A 22310-nucleotide genomic window follows, 5' to 3' on the forward strand; every position below is an offset into this window, starting at 1 on the left:
TGGAGACGGTCTGGAATGCTTCGTCGCTGCGCTCCTCGCGATGACGAGCGGAGACAGTGCCGCGCCCCTGACCTACTTCGCCGGCCCCTTCGCCATCCTCTCCAGCTTGCGCTGTAACGGCGCCCAGTACGTTGCCGGGCGGAAGCGCTGCAGGAGGTCCATGAAGCGGGCATCGTTGCCGATCAGGATGCGCGGCTCGTTTCTCTCGATGCCCCTGATGATGCGCAGCGCGGCGTCTCGCGGCGTGGTCTTGGCCGCGTTCTCGAACCGCTCGATCGATTGCGACCGGCGTGCGTTGTCGGTAACGCCGACCCCGGTGCGAGAATTGCGGGCGATGGCGGTGGCGACGCCGCCGGGATGCACGACCGACAGCCTGACAGGGCTGCCCGCGACTGCAAGCTCGTGCCGCACGCTCTCGGAAAAGCCGCGCACCGCGAATTTCGCCGCAGCATAGGCCGACTGTCCGGGCGGGGCGATGATGCCGAAGATCGAGGACAGGTTGACAATGTGCGCCTCGCCCAGCGTCTTCAGATGCGGCAGGAAGGCGCGCGTGCCGTGCACCACGCCCCAGAAATTGATGTCGAACAGCCAGTCCATCTGCGCCTGGTCGATCTCGTCGAACGAGCCCATCAGCGCCACGCCGGCATTGTTGACGACGATGCCGAGCGCGGGATGCGCGGCGGTCGCCTGCCGCGCGAACTGCGCGATGTCCTTGGGCTCGCTGACGTCGACGCGGTGCAGGCTGACCTTGCATGCGGCTCCGATCTCGGCCGCGAGCGTCTTCAGCCCGGCCTCCTCGCGATCGGCGAGCGCGAGATCGCAGCCGCGCCGCGCAAGCTCGATCGCCAGCGCGCGGCCGATGCCGCTTGCCGCTCCGGTGATGGCGGCGGCGCCGCGGATTGCAGTCATGATGATCCCCCGTCGAGCCTCTCGAGCGGAACTATGATTTACATTTTTTCATATTGGAACCGAACCGCATGGCGGTTCCCACCTTAACCTACGTTACTTGATGAAGACAGGCAGCATTGGGAGCCGCCGATGGGACAAGCACAGCCATTTCGCGCCACCGCACTGATCGTGGAAGACGACCTCATGCAGAGGGAGATGCTCAGTCTTCTTCTCGAAGAAAGCGGCTACGACGTCATTCAGTGCGAGAGCGCCGAGGCGGCCGAGCTTGTGCTGGAGAAGAGCGCCGGCGCGCTCTGCCTGATGATGACCGACGTGCAACTCGCCGGCCGCATGAACGGCGTCGAGCTCGCGCATGTCGCCAAGGACCGCAACCCCAAGCTCGACATCGTCGTCACCTCCGGCCGCCCCTTGATGCAGCCCCTGCCGAACGGCGCAAAGTTCTGGGCCAAGCCCTGGGCGCCGCTCGACGTGCTCCGCGAGGCCGAGATCGCGCAGCTGTCCTGACGGTCGATCCGGCAGGCCGGCTTTCGTGGTCCGGAGCGCGGTGATAAGGTCGGTCCATGACCTTGTCCTTCCTGCTCACCTCGCTCATCGTCGTCGCCTCGCCCGGCACCGGCGTGCTCTACACGCTGGCCGCCGCGCTGACCCGCGGCTCGCGCGCGAGCATCGCGGCTGCCTTCGGCTGCACCCTCGGGATCGTGCCGCACATGACGGCCGCGATGCTGGGGCTCGCCGCCGTGCTCCACACCAGCGCGCTCGCCTTCGCCGCGCTGAAATGGTGCGGCGTCGCCTATCTGCTCTACATGTCCTGGCAGGCGCTGCGCGAGACCGGGGCGCTGGCGGTCGATGGCGAGATCCGCGAGCGTTCGGTTGGCCGGGTAATCGTGACCGGCTTCCTGATCAACATCCTCAATCCGAAGCTGTCGATCTTCTTCCTCGCCTTCCTGCCGCAGTTCATCGCCGCGGACGAGAGCCATGTGCTGGCGCGGATGCTGGAATTGAGCGGCGCCTTCATGGCGATGACGTTTGCGGTGTTCGTGGTCTACGGGCTCTGCGCGGCCTCGGTGCGCGAGCGCGTCATTTCCCGCCCGCGCGTCATGGCCTGGCTGCGGCGCAGCTTTGCCGCCGGCTTCGCCGCGCTCGGCGCCAAGCTGGCGTTCGCGGAGCGATAGCTTCTCCAGCCAATCAACGCGGGAGCCAATAAAAAAGCGGGCCTTGCGCCCGCCATCTTCCAGCTCAGAACTTCCACCCGACGCCCGGGCGGAGCGAGCTCCACCCGGGCAAAGAATAAGAAGCCTCGTTACTTCTTCTTCGCTGCCTTCTTGGCCTTCTTCTTCGTCGCCTTCTTCGCCTTCTTCGCTTTCTTAGCCATAGGATCCTCTTCAGGGTTAATGGTGAAACGCGACACGAGGGATGCTCGGCGGAGGGCCAGCCTCGCAACATCCTCGATGACAAGCTCAGCAGATTCGCGCGCTTCTGCCCCGCGCTGTCACATCGGTGTCATCGCGTTATCCACAGCTCAGATGCGTTTTTGGGTGATTTTGGTTCGCGAATCCGGCGTCGCCGGCATGCCTAACGATCCGACAATGCGCCGGCCGTTCATGAATCCAAAACCAAAGGCATGCTTTCGCGGATCGCAGTGAGACTCCGTTAAGCGCGACGGCCGCATTGTCTCCGCAAGAAAACGGGGACGGGGTCATGGACGGACAGCTGGCAGGGACAGAGGGCGCGATGCTGCGCTTGTGGCGCGCGCCATGCTGAACGTGCCGACACTCTGGACCGTGTTCGTCGTCAACTTCCTGGCGCTCGGCCTGATCTGGGCCTACGTGACACGCTCCTATCCGAAATTCGCGGCCGCGCGGTTCTGGATGGCATCGTGCTTCGTCGGCGCGACCGGCACGATGGCGGCCTTGATCCGCCTATTCGTCGTTTCGCCTGTCCCGCTTCTGCTTGGAGCCGCCGGCGTCATCGCGGCGAGCTGCCTTGCCGCCATGGGCATTCAGCGCTTCTACGGTCAACCGGTGTCCTGGCGCGTCATGGCCGCCACCGGAATTCTCAGCCTTGGCGGCGTCGTGTTCTTCATGGTCGCATACGATCACATGCAGCTGCGCATGCTCAGCTACTCGCTCGGTCAGGGGCTGCCGCTGGCGCTGTCGCTGCGTTTGCTGCTGTCGCCGCCGGAAGGCCGCGCCAGCCCGGGAGCCCGGCTCTCCGGCATCGTGATCATCACCATCATCGCGATCTTCGCGGCCCGTGCGATCGGCAATCTGCTCGGCGGCGATTTCTCGTCGGTCGCCGGCGGGCAGTCTCATGCCGTCATGGTGCTGGGCCTCCTGTTCCTCTCGATGACGCTCAATTTCGGCTTCCTGCTGATGGCGATGGACCGCCTGCGCAACGAGGTTGCCGACCTCGCGCTGCTCGACGATCTCACCGGTGTCGCCAACCGGCGGCACCTGTTGCAGCGGCTGGGTGAAGAATGCGCCCGCTCCGAACGCAGCAGCGAGCCGTTCTCGCTGCTGGTGATCGATCTCGACGGCTTCAAGACCATCAACGACACCCACGGCCATGCCGCGGGCGATGCCTGCCTCCAGCACTTCACCCTGATGGCGCAGACGCGCTTGAGGCCCGGCGACATGCTCGCCCGCACCGGTGGCGACGAATTCTGCGTCGTGCTGCCGTCGTCGACCTTGCGCGAGGCGGCTGCGATCGCCCGCCGCGTGCTCGAGGTCTGCCGCCAGGATGCCGTCAACTGCACCGGCATCGACATTCCGATCGCGATCTCGATCGGGGTGGCGCAGTGGGACCGCGGCGTCGGCCAGTTTCCGGACCGCCTGATCGCGCATGCCGACCACGCGCTCTATGCCGCCAAGAAGAACGGCAAGAACGACTTTGCCGTCCACGATCCGGCGCCGCCGCTCATGCCTGACCCGGTCGGTCCCGGCGAGGCCTTGCGCAAATTCGCGTAAGGGCGTGCTAACGTCAGGTCCGCACTGGACCCGCATGATGATCTCTCGCCTGCTCGCGGCCGTTCTCGCCGCTCTCATTCTGATCGCACCTGCCGCTGCGACCGACGCCGAGCTCGCTAAGCTCGCGCGCGCCTCCGGCACGCCCGACATTCCCGGCCTGAAGATGGTGTGGCTGGCGCCATGGGGCGACGTCGGCAACGCAAAACCGTGGCGTAACATCATCGTGCACCAGACCGAGGGACCGGCCGGCTCGGCGCGGGGCGGTGCCGAGGTGCAAGCGAAGAATCCCACGCGTCGCGGCGTCACATTGTGGGTCGAGACCGACGGCACCGTCTATTGGGCGGTCGCGGAGAACCTGGTGCCGACCCACGGCGACGGTGCCAATCGCAACGACAATAAGTACATCGACAACAAGCCGACCTATCGCCAGGTGGTGCGCGACAATTCGATTGGCGTCGAGTTCGCCGGCAACTATCCCGACGTCACCACGGGCCCGACCGCGGCGCAGGTCGCGGCATGGAAGATCCTCGTCCAGATCCTGCGCGCGCGCTACGGCATCCCGCTCGACCACGTCTATGCGCACAACTGGATCGACTACAAGGACGCCCGCTATTGCGAAGGCTGCTGGCTCGCGACGCTGGCGCGGATTTGGGGGGAGTGACGAGCTACACCGGTTGCGACATCCAGCCGAACAGCCGCCGGATCAAGCCCGGCCGCCGCGGCAGTTCCGGCGGGTCATCCACCGCCAGCACGCGTTTGAAGAAGTAGTCCAGGAACACCATGTCGTTCGGCTCAGTGACCGTGAATGTCTCGTCGCCGAAGTAGACGCTGTAATTGAAGAAGAACGGACCCATGAGCGGGATCGTCGCGGTCGAGGCGTAGTCCTTCGAGATCACGAACTCCGACGGCTCGAGACCGTGGTCGCGCATGGCCTGCTCGACCAGCGGCAGCTTGCGCATGAACTGGGCGGAGAAGCCGCCGACGGTGGATTGCAGAATGATCGACACGGGTGGTGTCCGTTCTCTTGATGCTGTCGGCCCGATGCTTTTGGTCGGTCGACCGGCAGCGCGGGTTCAAGATGCCTGGTCCGCCTCCGCGCGAACATGCTGCACCTCACACGCAAACAAAAAAGCCGGCGTTGCCGCCGGCTTTTTATCTCTTGTCGATCCGCCAATCTCTGGCGCTAAAAACCTCGCGCTTAGAGCGCGGCTTCCAGCGCGGCCTGTTCGGCCTTTGCGATCGTGCCCTTGACCGCGGACTGCACCTTCTCGAAGGCGCGGACCTCGATCTGGCGGACGCGCTCGCGCGACACGCCGAACTCGGCAGCAAGGTCTTCCAGCGTCATCGGCTCATCGGCGAGGCGGCGCGCCTCGAAGATGCGGCGTTCGCGCGGGTTGAGCACGCCCATGGCGCCGTTCAGGGCGTCACGGCGGTGATCATACTCCTCGTGCTCGGCCAGCATGGCTTCCTGGTTGGGCGAATTGTCGACCAGCCAGTCCTGCCATTCGCCGGCCTCGCCGTCGTCGCGGATCGGAGCGTTGAGCGACGCGTCGCCACCGAGGCGGCGGTTCATGTCGACCACGTCCTGAGCCGTGACGCCGAGACGCTTGGCAATGATGGCCACCTGGTCGGGGCGGAGATCGCCTTCGTCCAGTGCGGAAATCTTGCTCTTCGCCTTGCGCAGGTTGAAGAACAGCTTCTTCTGGTTCGCGGTGGTGCCCATCTTCACGAGCGACCACGAACGCAGGATGTACTCTTGTATCGACGCCTTGATCCACCACATCGCGTAGGTAGCGAGACGGAAGCCCTTCTCGGGCTCGAACCGCTTCACTGCCTGCATCAGGCCGACATTGCCTTCCGAGACGACCTCGGAGATCGGCAAGCCGTAGCCGCGATAGCCCATGGCAATCTTGGCCACGAGACGGAGATGGCTGGTGACGAGTTGGTGCGCGGCGTCACGATCATCGTGCTCGCGCCAACGCTTGGCGAGCATGTATTCCTGCTGGGGTTCCAGCATCGGAAACTTGCGGATCTCGCCGAGGTAACGGGAAAGGCCGGATTCGCCATTAAGGACCGGCAGGGTAGCTGTACGGGCCATAGTGCGCCCTCCAAACAGGTTCAGGCCCCCGATAGCGGCGGGCCAGGCAGACGACCGCTTGGTTAAAGCCGATCGGTGCTGCGATGTTCCGCGTTGGTCTTCAACGCAAGCGCAATATACTCCATCGGGAGGCAAAAAGGGAAGGATTGCTGACGTCACGTCCCCGTGTGGCAGCTATAACTTTTTGTAATGTAAAGCATTTCTGAAGCGGCCTGCGTCATAGCGCCGCTTTCAGGGCCCCCTGGAGGAGAAGCAAATCCTCCGGCAGAGGCGCCTCCCAGTGGAGTAATTCTCCAGTCCTCGGGTGCTCTAATACCAGCAGGTAAGCGTGCAGCGCCTGCCGCCCCAGCGCGGCCAGGACGGCCTGCGACTCAGGGCTCAGCTGGTTTGCCTTGGTCTTGAAATGCGGGCCGTAGACGGCATCGCCCAGCAGGGGATGGCCGATATGGGCGAGGTGGACGCGGATCTGGTGGGTGCGCCCGGTCTCGAGCTCGCAGGCGAGCAGCGTCGCGATCGGCTTGCCGTCGCGCCCGGCAAAACTCTCCAGAAGCTCCCAATGCGTCACCGCCTCGCGGCCGCCCTGGCGCACCGCCATCTTCTCGCGCGCATGCGGGTGGCGATCGATCGGCGCGTCCACAGTGCCACGGTGGCGGCCCGGCAGCCCCCAGGCGAAAGCCATGTAGCCGCGCCGCATCGGCCCGGTGCGGCCGTGGTCGGCGAATTGCGCGGTGAGCGAGGCATGCGCGAGGTCGTTCTTGGCGATCACCATCAACCCCGTGGTGTCCTTGTCCAGCCGGTGCACGATGCCGGGCCGCCGCACCCCGCCGATACCCGACAGCGATGAGCCGCAATGGGCGATCAGCGCATTGACCAACGTGCCGGTCTCGTGGCCCGCCGCGGGATGCACCACCAGCCCCTTCGGCTTGTTGAGGACGACGATGTCGTCGTCCTCGAACACGATGTCGAGGGCGATATCCTCGCCTTTCGGCTCCGGCGGGGCCGCTTCCGGCACGTCGATTGTGATCGTATCGCCGGAGGCGACGTGATAAGCGGGGTCCCGGATCGCGGCGTCCCTGAGGCTCACCGCGCCCGCCAGAATCAGGGCTTTCAGCCTCGATCGCGACAGCTCGGCAAGGTGCGTCGCCAGCACGCGGTCGAGCCGGGTCGATCCCTCGGAGCCTTCGACGACAACCTCCAACCTTTGCGCAGAGCCAGAATTTTCCATGACGACGTCTGATACCGTTGTTCCCGAACCGAGCCCCGAGCAGGCCGCATTGTTCGCGCGGGTGCGGCGGATGATGCTGATCGCGGGGCTGACCACGGCGCTGGCAATCTGCGCCGTGCTGATCGCGGTGGGCTACCGCCTTTTCAAGTCGGAGGGAAGGGCGCCCGAGCCGGCAGGCGACGTCATTGCCACCCTGCCGAAGGGCGCCAAAATTGTCTCGAGCGGCGTCGCCGGCGACCGGCTCGTGATCACGCTCGACGTCGGCGGCGTCACCGAGATCCGCACCTTCGATGCCCACACCTTGCGGCCGGCCGGAAAGCTGAAATTCGCCAATGAGCCGTAAGGCGGGGCTGGGGCGCGGAACCCGCCTCAGCCGTCGTCCTGGCGAAAGCCAGGACCCATAACACAGAAACCCGGTTGCGTGAACGAGATCGTTACTCGGTTCGCCTTAACCATCGCCACACGGGGCGATGGGTCTGAACTTCGCCAGGACGACGCCGATTGGGCGTTTGAATCCCCTCGATCCCCGCTTGCCGCCGGCAAAATTCGAGGCTATGTCCTCTCCCTCACGCTCCCTTCGTCTAGCGGTTAGGACGCGGCCCTCTCAAGGCTGAAACAGGGGTTCGATTCCCCTAGGGAGCGCCATTTTTCCTGCCAGACTGGGCACTTCGAAAACCGGCCATTTCCGCTTGTAGCCCCAACCGGCGTGCGCAGTTCGCACGGCTCGGCGCGGGCGCTCTCCTAAGCGATCGTGCCGTCGATCGAGCGGCGGATCACCCGCTGTACCTCTGCATTCGACAGAAACAGATCGTGGTTGATGATGCCCCAGCCCTCCTGCGAAGCATCGACCACGCGCACACCGAGCTGCGCGAGGACGGCTTTCTCGGCGGCGCCGACCCTGGTCATTCCACCTGCGATCTGTCCCGACAGGGCCAGGGCGCGATCGTTCGTGGAGGCGATCACGGTGATCTTGCCGGCAAGCGGACCGATGCGGTGGATCGCCGACGAGAACACGTCCATGTCGATATCGGGCGCGGCAAACACCACCGCGCCGATCTTGCTCGTCACTGTGTCGCCGTATCGCGAATAGAGCTGACGCAGGCTTTCGAGCGACAGCATGGTTCCCATGCTGTGCGCAACGATGTTCACGCGGCCGGTGCCTGGCGCCGACACGAGTGCGGAGAGCACGTGCTCAAACTCGTCGCGGGACCACATCGCACTGTCGCGGTCATAGGCATAGTCGAACAGTCCTGCCTTGGAGGGCCAGGAGAACACCATGGTCCGACCGCGGAACTTGATCCCATCGGAGAGATGGGCGCCATCCAGCACCGCCGTCTCGAACGTCTGCTTGAAGCCGTGCACATAGATCAGCACGTCTCCTCCGCCGGACTGCGCAACGAGATCGCCAACGTCGGTCGACACCGGTTCGACCCGGTCAAGGCGCCAATCGCCAAGTCCAACCGAGGCCAGAGAAAGGCGGCTCTCGTCCGGCGCCACCAGCTTCGCCCGCGCGACTGTCATGGTCGTCGCGCGCTCCGGCCCGAACCAGGGCTTCGTGCGACCGCCGTTCACCGGCTTGCGCGTGGTGGTGACGAGCAATGTGGGGTCAAGGGATAGCGATGACGCGTCGAAACGTGCCCCGGTTGCACCCAAGCCGGCGCATCCGCCGAGCGCGAGGGCGGTCCCTGCCGACATAAATCGGCCGAGGAGAGCGCGGCGCGAAATAGAATGACGAGGGTCGCGTTGCAGAAGAGGTCGAGCGATCACACAAAACCCTTTGGGAACTTTGCCCACCGTAGCGCCCCATCTAACTTCGTGAATGACAATGGGGGCGAGAAGACGGCGGAGCTGCTTCGCGGTCCATTGCACGGTCGTGGCGTCCGTCGTCTCCGACGGCCGGACGAAACAGACGCAAACGCTAGTCAACCCGTCATATCAAAATATTTCGCTTTACCGAAATTCGGAAATGTCGCATGTGTCGGCCATCCCAGCCCACAAAAGGGGCGGTCGTACGTCGTCACGAACGCGGGTTGGGAGTTGCGGTGGACGCGGGCGGCGTTAAAGGCGGGCTTGTTGCGTGCAGGGCGAGATGAACCTCGTGAGCATGGCACGAACCGCATCGACGGACGGCGCTCAAACCGCGTGAAGCTTTTGGCGAAGCAGGAAACTCGCATACGGCGAAACCGTGTGGTCCTGGCCGTCGTTGCTACGGTCAAGCCTTTGCGAAGGCGTCAGCGCGTCAACCGGCGCGGCCGTGCATTTCGTGGAAGTGACGGAGGCAAGAAGGAACTCGTCTCCGGGGAGAGCGCGGCATAGGCCGTCAAACCATCGCGCAGGGAAGGCCTGGTCTCGGCTGCCCTGTGTCTCCCCTGTGCATTTGCGAGCATGATGCATCGGCATCGGTGGAGGTGGTCGTACCTCACGGAATCTGCCTTGATGCGAATTCAGCGTGAGGGAGCGACGATATGAGCGGCTTGGTGATCTCTGGCGGTCGGGTGGTGGATCCCGCCAGCGGAATGGACGCCATCGGGGATGTGGCGGTGGTGGACGGCAAGGTCGCCGCGGTCGGAACGGGGCTCGGCAGTGCCGAGCGGGTGATCGACGCGACCGGGCTCGTGGTCGCCCCCGGCTTCATCGACCTTCATGCGCATGGCCAGTCGCTCCCCGCCGATCGCATGCAGGCGTTCGACGGCGTCACGACGACGCTCGATCTCGAAGCAGGCGTGCTGCCGGTCGGGTCCTGGTATGAGCGCCAGGCGCGGAAGGGACGCGTGCTGAACTACGGCGCGGCCACCAACTGGGCTTTCGCGCGTATTGGCGCGATGACGGGCTCCAATGCGGAGAGCTCGCTGGAGGCATTCGGCAACGCCATGCGCGATCGCCGCTGGATGGACAACGTGGCGAGCGATGCGGAGGTTGCCGGCATTCTGGAGCGCCTTTCGCGCGGCCTGAACGAGGGCGGCATCGGCATCGGCATCTTGAACGCCTATGCGCCGGGCGCCGGCGTGCAGGAGCTGACCGCGGTCTGCCAGCTCGCGGCCGCGCAGGACGTGCCGACCTTCACCCACGTCGCCTACATGTCGCGCGTCGATCCCGAGAGCGCGGCGGAAGCCTATATCCGCCTGATCGGCTATGCCGGCGCCACCGGCGCGCACATGCACATCTGCCATTTTAACTCGTCGAGCAAGACCGACGTCGAGCGCTGCCGCGTGCTGATCGCGAAAGCGCAGGCGCAGGGCCTGCCCATCACCGTCGAGGCCTATCCCTACGGCACCGGCTCGACCGTGCTGGCGGCTGCGTTCTTCAGCGACCCCGAATTCGTCGAGCGCAACGGCACCGGTTACGATTCCGTGCAGCGGGTCACCGACGGCCATCGCTTCAGCGATCGCGAGGAGCTCTTGAAGGCGCAAGCTGAAGAGCCGTCCTCGCTGGTGCTGTGGCACATCCTCGACACCGAGAACAACGCGCATCACCGCGACCTGCTCGACATGTCGGTGCTCTATCCCAGCGGCGCCATCGCCTCCGACGCGATGCCGTGGACGACGTCGGACGGCAAGACCTACACCGGCGATGACTGGCCGCTGCCGGATGACGCCACCTCGCATCCGCGCTCGGCCGGCTGCTTCACGAAATTCATCCGCGAATGGGTGCGCGAGCGCAAGACCGTGTCGCTGCTCGAAGGCGTGCGCAAATGCGCGCTGATTCCGGCGGAGATCCTGTCGCAGAGCACGCCCGCGATGCGCGCAAAGGGCCGGCTCGCGAAGGATGCCGATGCCGACATCGTCGTATTCGACTACGAGAAGCTCTCGGACCGCGCGACCTTCACGGCGATGAACCGCCCCTCCGAAGGCGTGCGGCATCTGATCGTCAGCGGCGAGATACTAATCAGCGATGGTGTGCTGGACGTGGCGGCGCGGCCCGGCCGTCCCGTGCGCCGCCCTGTCGTCGGAGGCTGACACATGCCGGTCCCCATTCTCCTGGTGACGGGTTTCTTGGGGGCCGGCAAGACCACTGTCGTGAACCATCTGCTGGCGCATGCGGAGGGGCGGCGGATCGCCGCTGTAGTCAACGATTTCGGCGCGATCAACATCGATGCCGAGCTGATCGCGGGTGCGAGCGACGGCGTGGTCAGCCTCGCCAATGGCTGCATCTGCTGCTCGCTCGAAGGCGACCTATTGCGCACCCTCTCGACGCTGCTGCGGCGTGATCCGAAGCCGGAATACATCGTCATCGAGACCAGCGGCGTCGCCGATCCCGCCGAGATCGTCCGCAATTTGATGGATCCCGTGATCCTGCGCGAAGCGCCGCTGGAAACGGTGCTCTGCGTGATGGACGCGGCGACACCGCCAGCCGCCCTGGACGACGCGCTGCATCGTTCGCAGCTGCGCGTCGCCGACATCGTGGCGCTGAGCAAGCTGGATCTGGCGGACGAGAGCGCGGGCTCCCGGATGCGCGAGGCCATCCGCGGGCAGCGCGTTCCTGCCGTGGTGGTCGATGCGCCGCACGGCGAGATTCCGTCCGCGCTGCTGTTTCCCGCGACCGTCGATCGGGCCCCCGCGCGACGCGAGCCCGGACCGCGACGGCCGGCAGAGCAACGCTTCGAAACGCTGAGCTGGACCTCGGACCAGCCGATCTCGCTGCCCCGCCTGCAGCAGGCGATCGGCCGGCTTGCGCCAAAACTCGCGCGGGCAAAAGGCCTGTTCGAGACCGTCGAGCAGCCCGGGCGCCAGATGGTGTTTCAATTCGCCGCCGGCCGCGCCACGCTGGCGCCGGGTGAAGCCGGGCTCGCCGTTGGTGATGCCACCGCTCTGCCGCGCGCGCGGATCGTCTTCATCGCCGAGCTCGGGGTGCTCTCGAAGGCGGAGCTCGACGGGATCATGGAGACGTGCGTTGGATCGGTGAAGCTATAAGCTCAAGCGAATTGCGCAACGCCGTTGCCGACGGACCAGTTCTCCGCGGGCGCATCGAGGACGTTGACGAACACGTCCTCGGGGCGAATGCCCGGGTTTTCGCCGAGCAGATCCGCGATCCGCCGGTACAGGGCCTTCTTCTGCTCGGGTGTGCGCGAGGCGAATACGGTGATCTGGATCAGCACGGCATCGTCGCTGCGCGTGACGCCGTAGGCGTTGCCGCAGCGGAAGTTCGCGGGCGAAAGCTCGCTGATGGTCATGAACTCGTCGCCTTCGGGGACGTTCAGCGCCTCGCGCATGGCGCGGTAGAGGCCGTCGAGGATCGCCTTCCGGTAGGCTTCCGGCTTTCCGGCGCGCATCGAGATGTGGAGGAGAGGCATCGCGAATTCCTCATTGACGAAAGGCTGCGTAGGCCTCAGTTTGTTTTTGACGAGGCGTCAAGAAATCATGTTTTTGACATCGTGTCAAATACACCTGACGGGAGCAAAGCTTGAGGCCGCGCGAATTCGACCATGACGATGTCCTGCGCATCGCCTTCGACCAGTTCTGGCGCAAGGGCGTGCGCGGCACCTCGCTGTCGGACATCGCGCGCGACGCCGGTGTGCAGCGCGGCAGCCTCTACAACGCCTTCGGCAGCAAGGAGGCGCTATTCCTGCAGGCTTACGAGCGCTATGCGGGAGACTATCTCGTCGCTTTGCAAAAGGCGCTCGGTGCGGGCAGCTTGCGAAAGCGCCTCACCGCGTTCTTAGACCTGACCATCAGCAACTTCCGCGCGGGCTCGCCGCCGCGGGGATGTCCGACCACGCGCGGCTTGATGGAGCTCGGCGCGGCCGAAGGCGAGGGGCTGGACGAGGAGGCGCGGCAGGCCTTCGCGAACCTCATCTCGCGCATCACTGTTCTGGTTCAGGAGACGTTGTCGGCGGGTGCGGCGCGCGGCGAGTTCAGCGGCAATTCCGCGGCCGCGGCACTGCACATCATTACCGTGACGCGCGGCCTCGCCGTGCTCGAACGCGCCTTCGGCGACGAGCCGCAGCTGCGCAAGATCGCGTCCCACACCATCGATCTCGTGCTCGGCAAGAAGGGCGGCTAGGTGTCAGCAGACCGCGAGCGCGTTAACCGCCCTGGTTGTCGCAATCCCGTTCTCGTCGCCGACGAACTGGCAAACGGCAGATTCGAGCTCACCTGGCTGGTTGCCGCGCGCCACCGCCAGCAGCCGCATCAATTCCGCCTCGTCCTTCGACAGGCGCCGGCACGACGGCGGCATGAAGCACAATTGGCATGGCCGACCGCTGCGCAGGATTCTGACCAGTGCGGCAACGCGTGCGACCAGCAGCGGGCTGTCGGCGATGCCAGGCGCCTCGTCGGCAAAGCGATAGGCCGCCTCCCAGCAATCGGACGCGCCGGTCGCATAGGCGGCAGCGATGAACCGGAACAGCGAGAGCGTGACGCGGCCAAAATCATCGTAGCTATCGAAGTCAGGCCGCGTCGCAAGCGCGACCCGAAGCGGACAGAGCCGCGCCTGGCCGGCTTCCGTGACAGACACAGCGCCGCAACTGTCCTGCATCATGCGCGATCCCGGTCAGTGCAACGTGGGGCTTCCGACCAGCCAGCTCTTCATCGCCATTGGTCGGTCATGGTCGAAAGACGGAACGTGTCGGTCGGGCAGGATGAGACCCGCCATGCGGAAGATCGTTGCAAGCCCGCGCACGGGTGCGAGAGCCCAATCGGCACCGACCGGCGGCAGCCAGCATTCGAACTGTTCGCGCGCGATATCATCGCGCTCTTTCTGCGCGGCGGCGATTGCCCGTAACATCCCGTGCTCGCTGTCGGACATGCGCGGGCAGGTCGGGCAGTGCACCGCGATCGCCGTATGCGCCGTGCAGGCAAAGATCTCGATGATGGATTCCAGCGACGGCACGGCGTCGCCCACGCGAAAATGGTCGTACACTTGCTGGATGTCGGCCGCGGTGGGAACAGCGCTTCCGCTGCGTGCCTTGGCCCGAAATCCCCAGATGAAGAGCCGCTCCGCCGCGCTCAGCGCCGGAAGGTCGAGGGACCCTGTCGATGTCGATTGATGCATTCTAGCCTCTGGCCTCCGGCTGCGCCCGCGCCCCGGCTGACGCTGATGATCTGCGCCGATCGTTCGGTCAGAGCCCCCTGCAAGTCAACGCTCGGAGGGGCGATGTCGAGGTCTTCTAGTTTTGAAGAGTTCGCAACTCGGATGCAGTCCGCCTCGTGAACCTGCGAGGCCGTCCGGGGCATGCCGGTAGGATCCTACGGAGTTTTGCGGGACTTGGGGGAACCCGAATGCTTAAAGCTTTGCTAAGGGACGCGGGATAAACTGGCATCAGCCCTTCCAAATCTTGCGAGCACCGATGTTTTTCTCCCGCATCAGTTTCAAGCTGGTCCTGATTGTCGGCATCAGCCTCCTTGGCATGATCGCGCTGGCGCCGATCGCGCTCTCGACGCTGCGCGCGCAGATGATCGCGGACCGTGAGGCCAAGACGCAGCACATGGTCGACGTCGGCTACGGCATCCTGGCGCACTACCAGAAGCTCGAGAGCGAAGGAAAACTTCCACGCGAGCAGGCGCAGGCCGCCGCGATCGCGGAGATCAAAAGCCTGCGCTACGACAAGGTCGAGTATTTTTGGCTGAACGACATGACCCCCAAGATGGTCATGCATCCGATCAAGCCGGAGCTCGACGGCAAGGATCTCTCCGGGATGAAGGATCCGTCCGGCAACGCGCTGTTCGTCGGCTTCGTTGACGTCGTCAAGAAGCAGGGGGCGGGCTTCTACAGCTATCTCTGGCCGAAGCCCGGCTTCGACCAGCCGGTCGGGAAAATCTCCTATGTGAAGGGCTTTGCGCCCTGGGGCTGGATCATCGGCACCGGGATCTATCTCGACGACGTCGACGCCGTCTTCCGCCAGAATGCGATGACCTTCGCCTTGGTGTGCCTGGTCGTGTTCGTGCTCGTGCTCGGCGCCTCCTTCGTGATCGGCCGCAGCGTGACGCGGCCGCTGGCGAAGATCACCGCGCTCACCGAGCGCCTCGCCTCCGGCGATAGCGCGTTCGACGTGCCCCATACCGACCGTCGCGACGAGATCGGCGGGCTCGCCAAGGCGCTCGCCGTGTTCAAGGACAATGCTGCGGAGGTCGGCCGGATGCACACCGAACAGCAGGAGACGAAGCAGAAGGCCGACGAGGAGAAGCGCAGGACGATGACCGATCTCGCCGGCAAGTTCGAGGCGAACGTTCAGGCCGTCGTCCGCGACGTCTTCAATGAGGCGCGCGCGATGCAGCAGGCCGCGCAGGGCATGTCCGAAACCGCCAACAAGGCGACCGACCGCGCGAGCTTCGTCGCCACCGCCTGTCAACAGGCTTCGAGCAACGTGCAAACGGTGGCCTCCGCCGCCGCGCAGCTGTCGTCCTCGATCACCGAGATCAGCCAGCGTGTCGCGCAGGCTGCAACCGTGGCCGACAAGGCCGCTGCCGACGGTCAGCGCACCAACGACACGGTGCAGGGGCTGGCGGCGGCCGCGCACAAGATCGGCGAGGTCATCGACCTCATCAACCAGATCGCCTCGCAGACCAATCTGCTCGCGCTCAACGCCACCATCGAGGCAGCGCGCGCCGGCGAGGCCGGCAAGGGCTTTGCGGTGGTGGCAAGCGAAGTGAAGTCGCTGGCGAGCCAGACCGCGAAGGCGACCGACGAGATCGGCGCGCAGATCACCGCGATCCAGGCCGAGACCAACCAGGTCGTCGGCAACATCGAGAGCATCCGCAGCACCATCATGGAGGTCAACGAGATCTCCTCGTCGATCGCCGCAGCGGTCGAGGAGCAGGGCGCCGCGACCGCGGCGATCGCCCACAGCGTGAGGGAGGCCGCCTCCGGCACCGACCAGGTTTCGCAGAACATCTCGGGTGTGACCGATGCGACGGCGGAGACCGGCCAGGCCGCGGGCCTCGTGCTGCAATCGAGCGGCCGGCTATCGCAGAAGCTGCAATCGCTGGAAGACGAGGTCAGCGCTTTCGTTGCAGGGGTGCGGGCGGCTTAGTATAGCAGGGGGATGGGCCAAACTTCCGATCGGCGCGCGCGCATTCTCCTAATCAATCCAAACAGTTCCGTGGCGACCACCGAGATGATGGTCGCCATCGCGAGGTCGGCCGCCGGCGACGGCTTCGACATCGACGGCGCGACCGCAACGCGCGCGCCGCAAATGATCGTGACGCCGGATGCGTTGGATGCAGCTTCCACCGAAGTTCTGGAGATCGCGCAGTCGAACCGGCATGCATGCGACGGCATCATCGTCGCGGCGTTCGGCGATCCCGGATTGGCCGGGATCAAAGCCGCGATAGAACTGCCCGCGGTCGGCATCGGTGAGTCCTCGATGCTCGCAGCTGCCGAGAACAGCCGCCGCTTCGGCGTGGCGACCACGACGCCGCTGCTGGAAGTGAAGATCGACGCCTTGCCGGACGCGCTGGGGCTGCGATCGTATTACACCGGCGTCCGCTTCGCGGAGGGCGATCCGCAGGAGCTGATGGGCGATCCGGCGCGGCTGCGCACAGCGCTCGCCGGCGCGGTCGAGGCCTGCATCGCGCAGGATGGCGCGGAGGCCGTCATCATCGGCGGCGGGCCGCTGGGCGAAGCTGCGCGCGAGCTTCAGCCGATGTTCACCGTGCCGATCATCGCCCCGATCCCGTCTGCCGTGGCGCGGATTATTCGCCTCATCACGGCGCAAGCGACCGACTGAAATTCCGGCCCGCGGGAACGGTCGTCGCGACCGGCGTTCTTGCCCTTGACGGCCTCGATTAAAGTGACGAAGCAGAACCATCGGACCTGTCGACCCGCGCTTGGGCACGCGGGCATGGAGACGCTGCATGTCGTTCAAGAAGCTCCTGATCGCCAATCGCGGCGAGATCGCCATCCGCATCGCACGCGCCGCAGCCGATTCCGGCATCGCGACGGTCGCGATCCATCCAGCGGACGATGCGCTGTCGCTGCATGTGCGGGTTGCCGACGAAGCGGTCGAAATCCCCGGCCGCGGCGCACGGGCCTATCTCGACATCGAGGCCGTGGTGAAGGCGGCAACGGCATCCGGCTGCGACGCCGTGCATCCCGGCTACGGCTTTCTCAGCGAGAACGCAGCGTTGGCGAAAGCCTGCGCTGATGCAGGCGTCGCCTTCGTCGGGCCGAAGGCCGCGGCGCTCGAACTGTTCGGCGACAAGGTTGCGGCACGGCAACTGGCAAAGCGCTGCGGCGTGCCGATCATCGCCGGCACCAGCGGGCCGTCCTCGCTGGAGGACATCGCGGCGTTCTTCACCTCGCTCGGCAGCAACGCGGCGATCGTGATCAAGGCGATGGCCGGCGGCGGCGGGCGCGGCATGCGCGTGGTCGAGCGCGCTGCCGATCTGGCGGAGGCCTACGCGCGCTGCCAATCCGAGGCCAAGGCCGCGTTCGGCTTCGACGGCGTCTATGCCGAGCGGTTGATCCGGCAAGCGCGCCATATCGAGGTGCAGATCATCGGCGACCGCCACGGTGCGATCTCTCATCTTTGGGAACGCGAATGCACCATCCAGCGCCGGCACCAAAAGCTGATCGAGGTGGCGCCCAGCCCGTCGCTCGGCGACGGCTTGCGTGGCCGTATCATCGAGGCGGCGAAGCAACTCGCCGTGGCCGCGTCGTACGACAATCTCGGCACGTTCGAGTTCCTGGTCGACGGCACCGCCGACGACAGTTTTGCCTTCATCGAGGCCAACCCGCGGCTTCAGGTCGAGCACACAGTGACCGAGGAGGTGCTCGGCCTCGATCTCGTCCGCGCCCAGCTTGCGGTTGCTGCCGGTGCCTCGCTTGCCTCGCTCGGCCTGGCGCAAGGCTCGATCCCGAAGCCGCGCGGTTATGCCATGCAGCTCCGCGTCAACATGGAGACGCTGGACGAGCTAGGGGCGACGCACCCGACCGGCGGCGTGCTTGCCGTGTTCGAGCCGCCGTCAGGCCCCGGCGTCCGCGTCGATAGTTTCGGTTATGCCGGCTACAAGACCAGCGCCGCCTTCGACTCGCTGCTGGCAAAGGTCATCGTGCATACGTCCGGTGAAGCCTGGCACGAGGTCGTTGCCAAGGCTTCGCGCGCCTTGCGCGAGTTTCGGATCGACGGCGTCGTCACCAATATCGGCTTCCTCCAGGCCGTGCTGGCGCATCCCGACTTCCGCTCCAACCGCATCGCGACAGACTTCATCGATCGCAACATCGGCAAGCTCGTCGAAGCCGCGGATGGCGCGGCCAAACCACTCTATTTTGTAGCGACGGAGCGAAGCGGCGGCCCCGGCCCCGAGGCGCATGCTGCGCAGATCGTGCCCGAAGGCACGGTGATGGTCGCGGCGCCCCTGCAAGGCACCATTGTCACTATTCAGGTGAAGGAAGGCGAGATCGTGCGTCCGGGCCAGCAGCTCGCCGTGATCGAATCCATGAAGATGGAGCATCTCGTCATGGCCGAGCAGGGCGGCCGCGTCATGCAGCTACTCGCCGGCGACGGTGTCACGCTGATGCATGGCGAGCCGATCATGTATCTGGAGCCGCTCGAGGTTGCGGCTGATGCGTCGGCAACGGAAACCGATATCGATCTCGACCACATCCGTCCCGATCTCGCCGAACTGATCGCGCGCCAGGCCAACACGCTCGACGAAAATCGCCCTGCTTCGGTCGAGCGCCGCCGCAACACCAATCAGCGCACCGCGCGCGAGAATGTCGCGCAGCTCGTCGACGACGGCTCGTTCATGGAGTATGGCAGCCTTGCGATCGCGGCGCAGCGGCGGCGGCGCAAGCTCGACGATCTCGTCAAGAACACGCCGGCTGACGGCCTCGTCATGGGTGTCGCGACCGTCAACGCCGAGAAGTTCGGCCCCGAGGGCGGTCGCTGCATCGTCGTGGCCTATGACTACACAGTGCTCGCGGGCACGCAGGGCCACATGAACCACAAGAAGATCGACCGCATGCTGACGCTCGCGGAAGACTGGCGCGTGCCGTTGGTGTTTTATGCCGAAGGCGGTGGCGGGCGGCCTGGCGATACCGACCGGCTCGGCATGACCGGCCTCGACGGCCCGTCCTTCGTGCAGTTCGCACGGCTCTCGGGTCTCGTGCCGGTCATCGGCATCGTCTCCGGCTATTGCTTCGCCGGCAATGCCGCGATGCTCGGCTGCTGCGACGTCATCATCGCGACCAAAAACGCCTCGATCGGCATGGGTGGCCCCGCGATGATCGAGGGCGGCGGGCTCGGCGTCTATCACCCGGCCGAGGTCGGGCCTGTTACGTTCCAGTCGCCGAACGGCGTCATCGATATCCTCGTCGAGGACGAGGAGGAGGCGACGCGTGTTGCGCAAAAATATCTGTCTTATTTCCAAGGGGCGGTGACGGACTGGCAGGCCGCCGACCAACGGCTGCTGCGCCGCGCCATCCCCGAGAACCGCCTGCGCGTCTACGACATCCGCAGCGTGATCGACCTCGTCGCGGACAAGGACTCCGTGCTGGAGCTGCGCCGCGATTACGGCGTCGGCATGATCACCGCGTTGATCCGCATCGAGGGCAAGCCGTTCGGCCTGATCGCCAACAATCCGCGCCATCTCGGCGGCGCGATTGACGCAGATGCCGGCGACAAGGCCGCGCGCTTCCTCCAGCTCTGCGACGCCTTCGATCTGCCTATCGTCTCGCTGTGCGACACGCCCGGCTTCATGGTCGGTCCGGAAGCCGAGAAGACGGCGATCGTACGCCACGTCTCGCGCATGTTCGTGACAGGCGCGAGCCTGACCGTGCCGCTGTTCGGCATCGTGCTGCGCAAGGGCTATGGGCTCGGAGCGCAGTCGATGATCGGCGGCGGCTTCCACGCCTCGTTCTTTACCGCGGCCTGGCCGACCGGCGAGTTCGGCGGCATGGGCCTGGAGGGTTACGTCCGCCTCGGCTTCCGCAAGGAAATGGAGGCGATCGCCGACCCCGCCGAGCGCGAGACTTATTATCGCAACAAGGTCGCCGAGCTCTATGCCAACGGCAAGGCTGTCTCGATCGCCTCCGTGTTCGAGATCGACAACGTCATCGATCCCGCCGAGACGCGGCGTTGGATCATGGCGGGCCTGCGCTCGGTGCCGAAGCCGCCGGCGCGGAATGGGAAGAAGCGGCCGTGCATCGATACGTGGTGAGGGCGGTGCAGCAATTCCGATTTGCGCTTCGCCGCCTTCCTGGTTCCCGATTGACATCCCCGCCTGCGGTGCCAGACTTTGCACAATAATATAGGGTGGAGACGTCCGCGATGGCCAGCCTTTCGGCCTCGAACCATGTCGCCCGCGTCTTGTCCGTCGCCAATCACGTGGCCGACGTCGATGCCTCTTCGCGCATTGCCAATTCCTGGCGGCGTTGCCTGGTCAGCCACAAGCTCGATCCCGCCCGTCAGGGGCCGCCGCAGACGCTCACCGAAGCCGAGATCCGTCACGTCGCCGAACCGATGGAAGAGACGATCCGGCTCGCAACGCCGGAGCTCGACGACCTCGCCCGGGTGCTGCGCGATGCCGGCTATTGCGTCAATCTGGCAGACGTGAACGCAACCATGCTGTTCAGCCGTCTGCCCGGCGAGGCCGACGCAAGACTGTTCATGGACTGGAAGATCTACACGGGGTCGAATTTTTCCGAGGCTTTTGAAGGCACCAACGGGCTCGGTACCGCGCTCGCCGAGCAGAAGCCGATCCTGGTGCATCGCGACGAGCATTTTCGCGCGCAGTGGCACATGTTTTCCTGCGCCGTGACGCCGCTGTTCGACCAGGCCGGACGGCTCGCAGGCGCCGTGAACATCACTTCCTGCCGCGAAGACCTCGAGCGCACCGCGCATCAGCTCGCGCTCGCGGTGACGATGGAGGCGACGCGGCGCATGGAGGGTGCGATCTTCCGCGGTCATTTCCGCAACGCATGGATCGCGACCGTACCGGGCGATGGCGGCAGCGGCCTGCTCGCCTATGACGACGATCGCCGCATCGTCGGCGCCTGCCGTTCGGCGCGCGCGCTGCTGGGTCTCACCGACGGCTTGATCGCATCCGGCATCGATCTGTCGCGCTACGTCAAGTTCGACCATCCCGCCGCGCGCGACGCAGACGATCTCGTCGAGCTGCGCCGGGCCGATGGCACTCCGTTGGGGCATGGCCATGTCGCGCCGCCGCTACGGGCGAGGGTCTCGAGCCGTCCGCTCGCGCCGCGCCGCGATGCACAGGTCGATCGCTTCGATGCTCTGCAGCGGCTCGCCGGCCGCGACCCCGGCCTGATCAGGAGCGTGAAGCGACTTAGAAGCATCGGCGATCGCAATCTGCCGGTGCTGCTGCACGGCGAGACCGGCGTCGGCAAGGACGTGTTCGCCCGTGCCATTCACGCAGCCGGCAATCGCGCGCGCCACAACTATGTCGCACTGAACTGCGCGGCGATGCCGGAAAGCCTGATCGATGCCGAGCTGTTCGGTTACGAGGCCGGTGCCTTCACCGGCGCGCGCCGCGACGGCTCGAAGGGTCTGATCGTGCAGGCCGACGGCGGGACGCTGTTCCTCGACGAGATCGGCGACATGCCGATCGCGCTGCAGACGCGGCTGTTGCGCGTGCTGGAGAACCGCGAAGTGTGGCCGCTCGGCGCGCTGAAGCCCGTGCCGGTCGACATTCGCCTGATCAGCGCCACCCATCGCGATCTCGGCCACATGGCCGAGGAGGGCGCCTTCCGCACCGACCTCTATTTCCGTCTGCGCGGCATGGAGGTGCGGCTGCCGGCCTTGCGCGAGCGTGCGGACAGGGATGACATCGTCCGCCAGATCGCGCGCGAGGAAGCGCCGAACTGCTCCCTCTCGGACGAGGCCTGGGCGCAATTGGCGGCCTATCCCTATCCCGGCAACATGCGCCAGCTCCGACATGTGCTGCGGCTCGCCGGCTGCACGGCGGAGGACGGCGTGATTACCTATGCCGATCTCGATCTGCCCCCGTTTGGCGGAAGGGCGGTGGAAGCGGATCTGGCCGCGGCGGAGCGCGCCACGATCGTGGAGACATTACGCAAGTATGGCGGCCGTGTAACTGAAGCGGCGCGCGCGCTGAAGCTGAGCCGCGCCACGCTGTATCGCAAGATCAAGCAGTTGAAGATCGAGACGACGCAGTAGCGCTCGCTTTCTTACCCTCTCCCCTTGTGGGAGAGG

20 protein-coding genes and 1 tRNA gene are annotated in these 22310 nt (G+C 65.6%); 13 read left to right on the top strand and 8 right to left on the bottom strand.

Annotated features, from left to right (window positions below):
* Positions 1-72 precede the first annotated feature (72 nt).
* Complete coding sequence (locus IVB47_RS27505) at positions 73-909, bottom strand: SDR family oxidoreductase (RefSeq protein ID WP_247465935.1); 837 nt, start codon at positions 907-909, stop codon at positions 73-75.
* Between the two features lie 129 nt (positions 910-1038).
* Here IVB47_RS27505 and IVB47_RS27510 point away from each other — a divergent pair, with 129 nt between their 5' ends.
* The 4 genes from IVB47_RS27510 (at position 1039) to IVB47_RS27525 (ending at position 4536) form a co-directional block, all read left to right on the top strand.
* On the top strand, positions 1039-1413 hold the full coding sequence (locus tag IVB47_RS27510; protein ID WP_027520278.1) for a response regulator: 375 nt from the start codon (positions 1039-1041) through the stop codon (positions 1411-1413).
* Positions 1414-1469: 56 nt separating this feature from the next.
* Complete coding sequence (locus IVB47_RS27515) at positions 1470-2081, top strand: LysE family translocator (protein WP_247465937.1); 612 nt, start codon at positions 1470-1472, stop codon at positions 2079-2081.
* A gap of 582 nt (positions 2082-2663) precedes the next feature.
* On the top strand, positions 2664-3875 hold the full coding sequence (locus IVB47_RS27520; protein WP_247282500.1) for a GGDEF domain-containing protein: 1212 nt from the start codon (positions 2664-2666) through the stop codon (positions 3873-3875).
* Positions 3876-3909: 34 nt separating this feature from the next.
* Positions 3910-4536 carry a peptidoglycan recognition family protein gene (locus tag IVB47_RS27525; RefSeq protein WP_247282499.1) on the top strand — a complete coding sequence of 209 codons (627 nt, stop codon included), beginning with the start codon at positions 3910-3912 and terminating at the stop codon, positions 4534-4536.
* A gap of 4 nt (positions 4537-4540) precedes the next feature.
* Here IVB47_RS27525 and IVB47_RS27530 read toward each other — a convergent pair whose 3' ends face one another.
* From IVB47_RS27530 to IVB47_RS27540, 3 genes are all read right to left on the bottom strand, one after another.
* Positions 4541-4882, bottom strand: a complete 342-nt coding sequence (locus IVB47_RS27530; RefSeq protein ID WP_027565289.1) for a hypothetical protein — start codon at positions 4880-4882, stop codon at positions 4541-4543.
* Between the two features lie 191 nt (positions 4883-5073).
* Positions 5074-5973 carry an RNA polymerase sigma factor RpoH gene (gene rpoH / locus IVB47_RS27535; RefSeq protein ID WP_007596598.1) on the bottom strand — a complete coding sequence of 300 codons (900 nt, stop codon included), beginning with the start codon at positions 5971-5973 and terminating at the stop codon, positions 5074-5076.
* Between the two features lie 217 nt (positions 5974-6190).
* Positions 6191-7198, bottom strand: coding sequence for an RluA family pseudouridine synthase (locus IVB47_RS27540; RefSeq protein WP_247465940.1), 1008 nt, complete (start codon positions 7196-7198; stop codon positions 6191-6193).
* Between IVB47_RS27540 and IVB47_RS27545 the strand changes: the two genes are divergently transcribed.
* A complete protein-coding gene (locus IVB47_RS27545; protein WP_027565287.1) occupies positions 7197-7541 on the top strand; it encodes a hypothetical protein in 345 nt (114 codons plus the stop codon). The genes IVB47_RS27540 and IVB47_RS27545 overlap by 2 nt on opposite strands.
* Before the next feature lie 227 nt (positions 7542-7768).
* Positions 7769-7843: transfer RNA gene (locus IVB47_RS27550), tRNA-Glu, on the top strand.
* A 96-nt stretch (positions 7844-7939) separates the two neighbouring features.
* Here IVB47_RS27550 and IVB47_RS27555 read toward each other — a convergent pair.
* A complete protein-coding gene (locus IVB47_RS27555; RefSeq protein WP_247465986.1) occupies positions 7940-8893 on the bottom strand; it encodes an alpha/beta hydrolase in 954 nt (317 codons plus the stop codon).
* A gap of 770 nt (positions 8894-9663) precedes the next feature.
* Here IVB47_RS27555 and IVB47_RS27560 point away from each other — a divergent pair.
* Both IVB47_RS27560 and IVB47_RS27565 read left to right on the top strand, forming a co-directional pair.
* On the top strand, positions 9664-11154 hold the full coding sequence (locus IVB47_RS27560; RefSeq protein WP_247465943.1) for an amidohydrolase family protein: 1491 nt from the start codon (positions 9664-9666) through the stop codon (positions 11152-11154).
* A gap of 3 nt (positions 11155-11157) precedes the next feature.
* Positions 11158-12108 carry a GTP-binding protein gene (locus IVB47_RS27565; RefSeq protein WP_247403692.1) on the top strand — a complete coding sequence of 317 codons (951 nt, stop codon included), beginning with the start codon at positions 11158-11160 and terminating at the stop codon, positions 12106-12108.
* Between the two features lie 2 nt (positions 12109-12110).
* On the opposite strand, the gene IVB47_RS27570 is transcribed toward IVB47_RS27565, so the two are convergent.
* Positions 12111-12488, bottom strand: coding sequence for a tautomerase family protein (locus tag IVB47_RS27570; protein WP_247465944.1), 378 nt, complete (start codon positions 12486-12488; stop codon positions 12111-12113).
* Between the two features lie 110 nt (positions 12489-12598).
* On the opposite strand from IVB47_RS27570, the gene IVB47_RS27575 reads away from it, so the two are divergent.
* Positions 12599-13198 carry a TetR/AcrR family transcriptional regulator gene (locus tag IVB47_RS27575; RefSeq protein ID WP_247465946.1) on the top strand — a complete coding sequence of 200 codons (600 nt, stop codon included), beginning with the start codon at positions 12599-12601 and terminating at the stop codon, positions 13196-13198.
* Between the two features lie 3 nt (positions 13199-13201).
* Here the strand turns inward: IVB47_RS27575 and IVB47_RS27580 are convergent, their stop codons facing one another.
* Together IVB47_RS27580 and IVB47_RS27585 are read right to left on the bottom strand one after the other, a co-directional pair.
* Positions 13202-13675, bottom strand: a complete 474-nt coding sequence (locus IVB47_RS27580) for a hypothetical protein (RefSeq protein ID WP_247465948.1) — start codon at positions 13673-13675, stop codon at positions 13202-13204.
* A 12-nt stretch (positions 13676-13687) separates the two neighbouring features.
* Positions 13688-14188 carry a hypothetical protein gene (locus tag IVB47_RS27585; RefSeq protein WP_247428589.1) on the bottom strand — a complete coding sequence of 167 codons (501 nt, stop codon included), beginning with the start codon at positions 14186-14188 and terminating at the stop codon, positions 13688-13690.
* 295 nt (positions 14189-14483) lie between these two features.
* Between IVB47_RS27585 and IVB47_RS27590 the strand changes: the two genes are divergently transcribed.
* The 4 genes from IVB47_RS27590 (at position 14484) to IVB47_RS27605 (ending at position 22274) form a co-directional block, all read left to right on the top strand.
* The gene (locus tag IVB47_RS27590; RefSeq protein WP_247465950.1) at positions 14484-16166 is read left to right on the top strand and encodes a cache domain-containing protein; all 1683 of its coding nucleotides are present in this window, start codon (positions 14484-14486) and stop codon (positions 16164-16166) included.
* A 12-nt stretch (positions 16167-16178) separates the two neighbouring features.
* Complete coding sequence (locus tag IVB47_RS27595) at positions 16179-16862, top strand: aspartate/glutamate racemase family protein (RefSeq protein ID WP_247465952.1); 684 nt, start codon at positions 16179-16181, stop codon at positions 16860-16862.
* A gap of 127 nt (positions 16863-16989) precedes the next feature.
* Entirely contained in the window at positions 16990-20295 is a 3306-nt protein-coding gene (locus IVB47_RS27600) for a carboxyl transferase domain-containing protein (protein ID WP_247465953.1), read from the top strand.
* A gap of 110 nt (positions 20296-20405) precedes the next feature.
* Positions 20406-22274 carry a sigma-54-dependent Fis family transcriptional regulator gene (locus IVB47_RS27605; RefSeq protein ID WP_247465956.1) on the top strand — a complete coding sequence of 623 codons (1869 nt, stop codon included), beginning with the start codon at positions 20406-20408 and terminating at the stop codon, positions 22272-22274.
* Positions 22275-22310 lie beyond the last annotated feature (36 nt).

It is taken from the genome of Bradyrhizobium sp. 62 (genome assembly GCF_023073035.1).
Classification (GTDB): Bacteria; Pseudomonadota; Alphaproteobacteria; order Rhizobiales; family Xanthobacteraceae; genus Bradyrhizobium.

Coding starts and splice junctions, on each gene's coding strand:
- IVB47_RS27585 (WP_247428589.1), bottom strand. CDS start 14,188: ATGCATCAATCGACATCGACAGGGTCCCTCGACCTTCCGGCGCTGAGC.
- IVB47_RS27560 (WP_247465943.1), top strand. CDS start 9,664: ATGAGCGGCTTGGTGATCTCTGGCGGTCGGGTGGTGGATCCCGCCAGC.
- IVB47_RS27510 (WP_027520278.1), top strand. CDS start 1,039: ATGGGACAAGCACAGCCATTTCGCGCCACCGCACTGATCGTGGAAGAC.
- IVB47_RS27525 (WP_247282499.1), top strand. CDS start 3,910: ATGATGATCTCTCGCCTGCTCGCGGCCGTTCTCGCCGCTCTCATTCTG.
- IVB47_RS27570 (WP_247465944.1), bottom strand. CDS start 12,488: ATGCCTCTCCTCCACATCTCGATGCGCGCCGGAAAGCCGGAAGCCTAC.
- IVB47_RS27580 (WP_247465948.1), bottom strand. CDS start 13,675: ATGATGCAGGACAGTTGCGGCGCTGTGTCTGTCACGGAAGCCGGCCAG.
- IVB47_RS27505 (WP_247465935.1), bottom strand. CDS start 909: ATGACTGCAATCCGCGGCGCCGCCGCCATCACCGGAGCGGCAAGCGGC.
- IVB47_RS27515 (WP_247465937.1), top strand. CDS start 1,470: ATGACCTTGTCCTTCCTGCTCACCTCGCTCATCGTCGTCGCCTCGCCC.
- IVB47_RS27540 (WP_247465940.1), bottom strand. CDS start 7,198: ATGGAAAATTCTGGCTCTGCGCAAAGGTTGGAGGTTGTCGTCGAAGGC.
- IVB47_RS27545 (WP_027565287.1), top strand. CDS start 7,197: ATGACGACGTCTGATACCGTTGTTCCCGAACCGAGCCCCGAGCAGGCC.
- IVB47_RS27565 (WP_247403692.1), top strand. CDS start 11,158: ATGCCGGTCCCCATTCTCCTGGTGACGGGTTTCTTGGGGGCCGGCAAG.
- IVB47_RS27590 (WP_247465950.1), top strand. CDS start 14,484: ATGTTTTTCTCCCGCATCAGTTTCAAGCTGGTCCTGATTGTCGGCATC.
- IVB47_RS27600 (WP_247465953.1), top strand. CDS start 16,990: ATGTCGTTCAAGAAGCTCCTGATCGCCAATCGCGGCGAGATCGCCATC.
- rpoH (WP_007596598.1), bottom strand. CDS start 5,973: ATGGCCCGTACAGCTACCCTGCCGGTCCTTAATGGCGAATCCGGCCTT.
- IVB47_RS27555 (WP_247465986.1), bottom strand. CDS start 8,893: ATGTCGGCAGGGACCGCCCTCGCGCTCGGCGGATGCGCCGGCTTGGGT.
- IVB47_RS27595 (WP_247465952.1), top strand. CDS start 16,179: ATGGGCCAAACTTCCGATCGGCGCGCGCGCATTCTCCTAATCAATCCA.
- IVB47_RS27605 (WP_247465956.1), top strand. CDS start 20,406: ATGGCCAGCCTTTCGGCCTCGAACCATGTCGCCCGCGTCTTGTCCGTC.
- IVB47_RS27520 (WP_247282500.1), top strand. CDS start 2,664: ATGCTGAACGTGCCGACACTCTGGACCGTGTTCGTCGTCAACTTCCTG.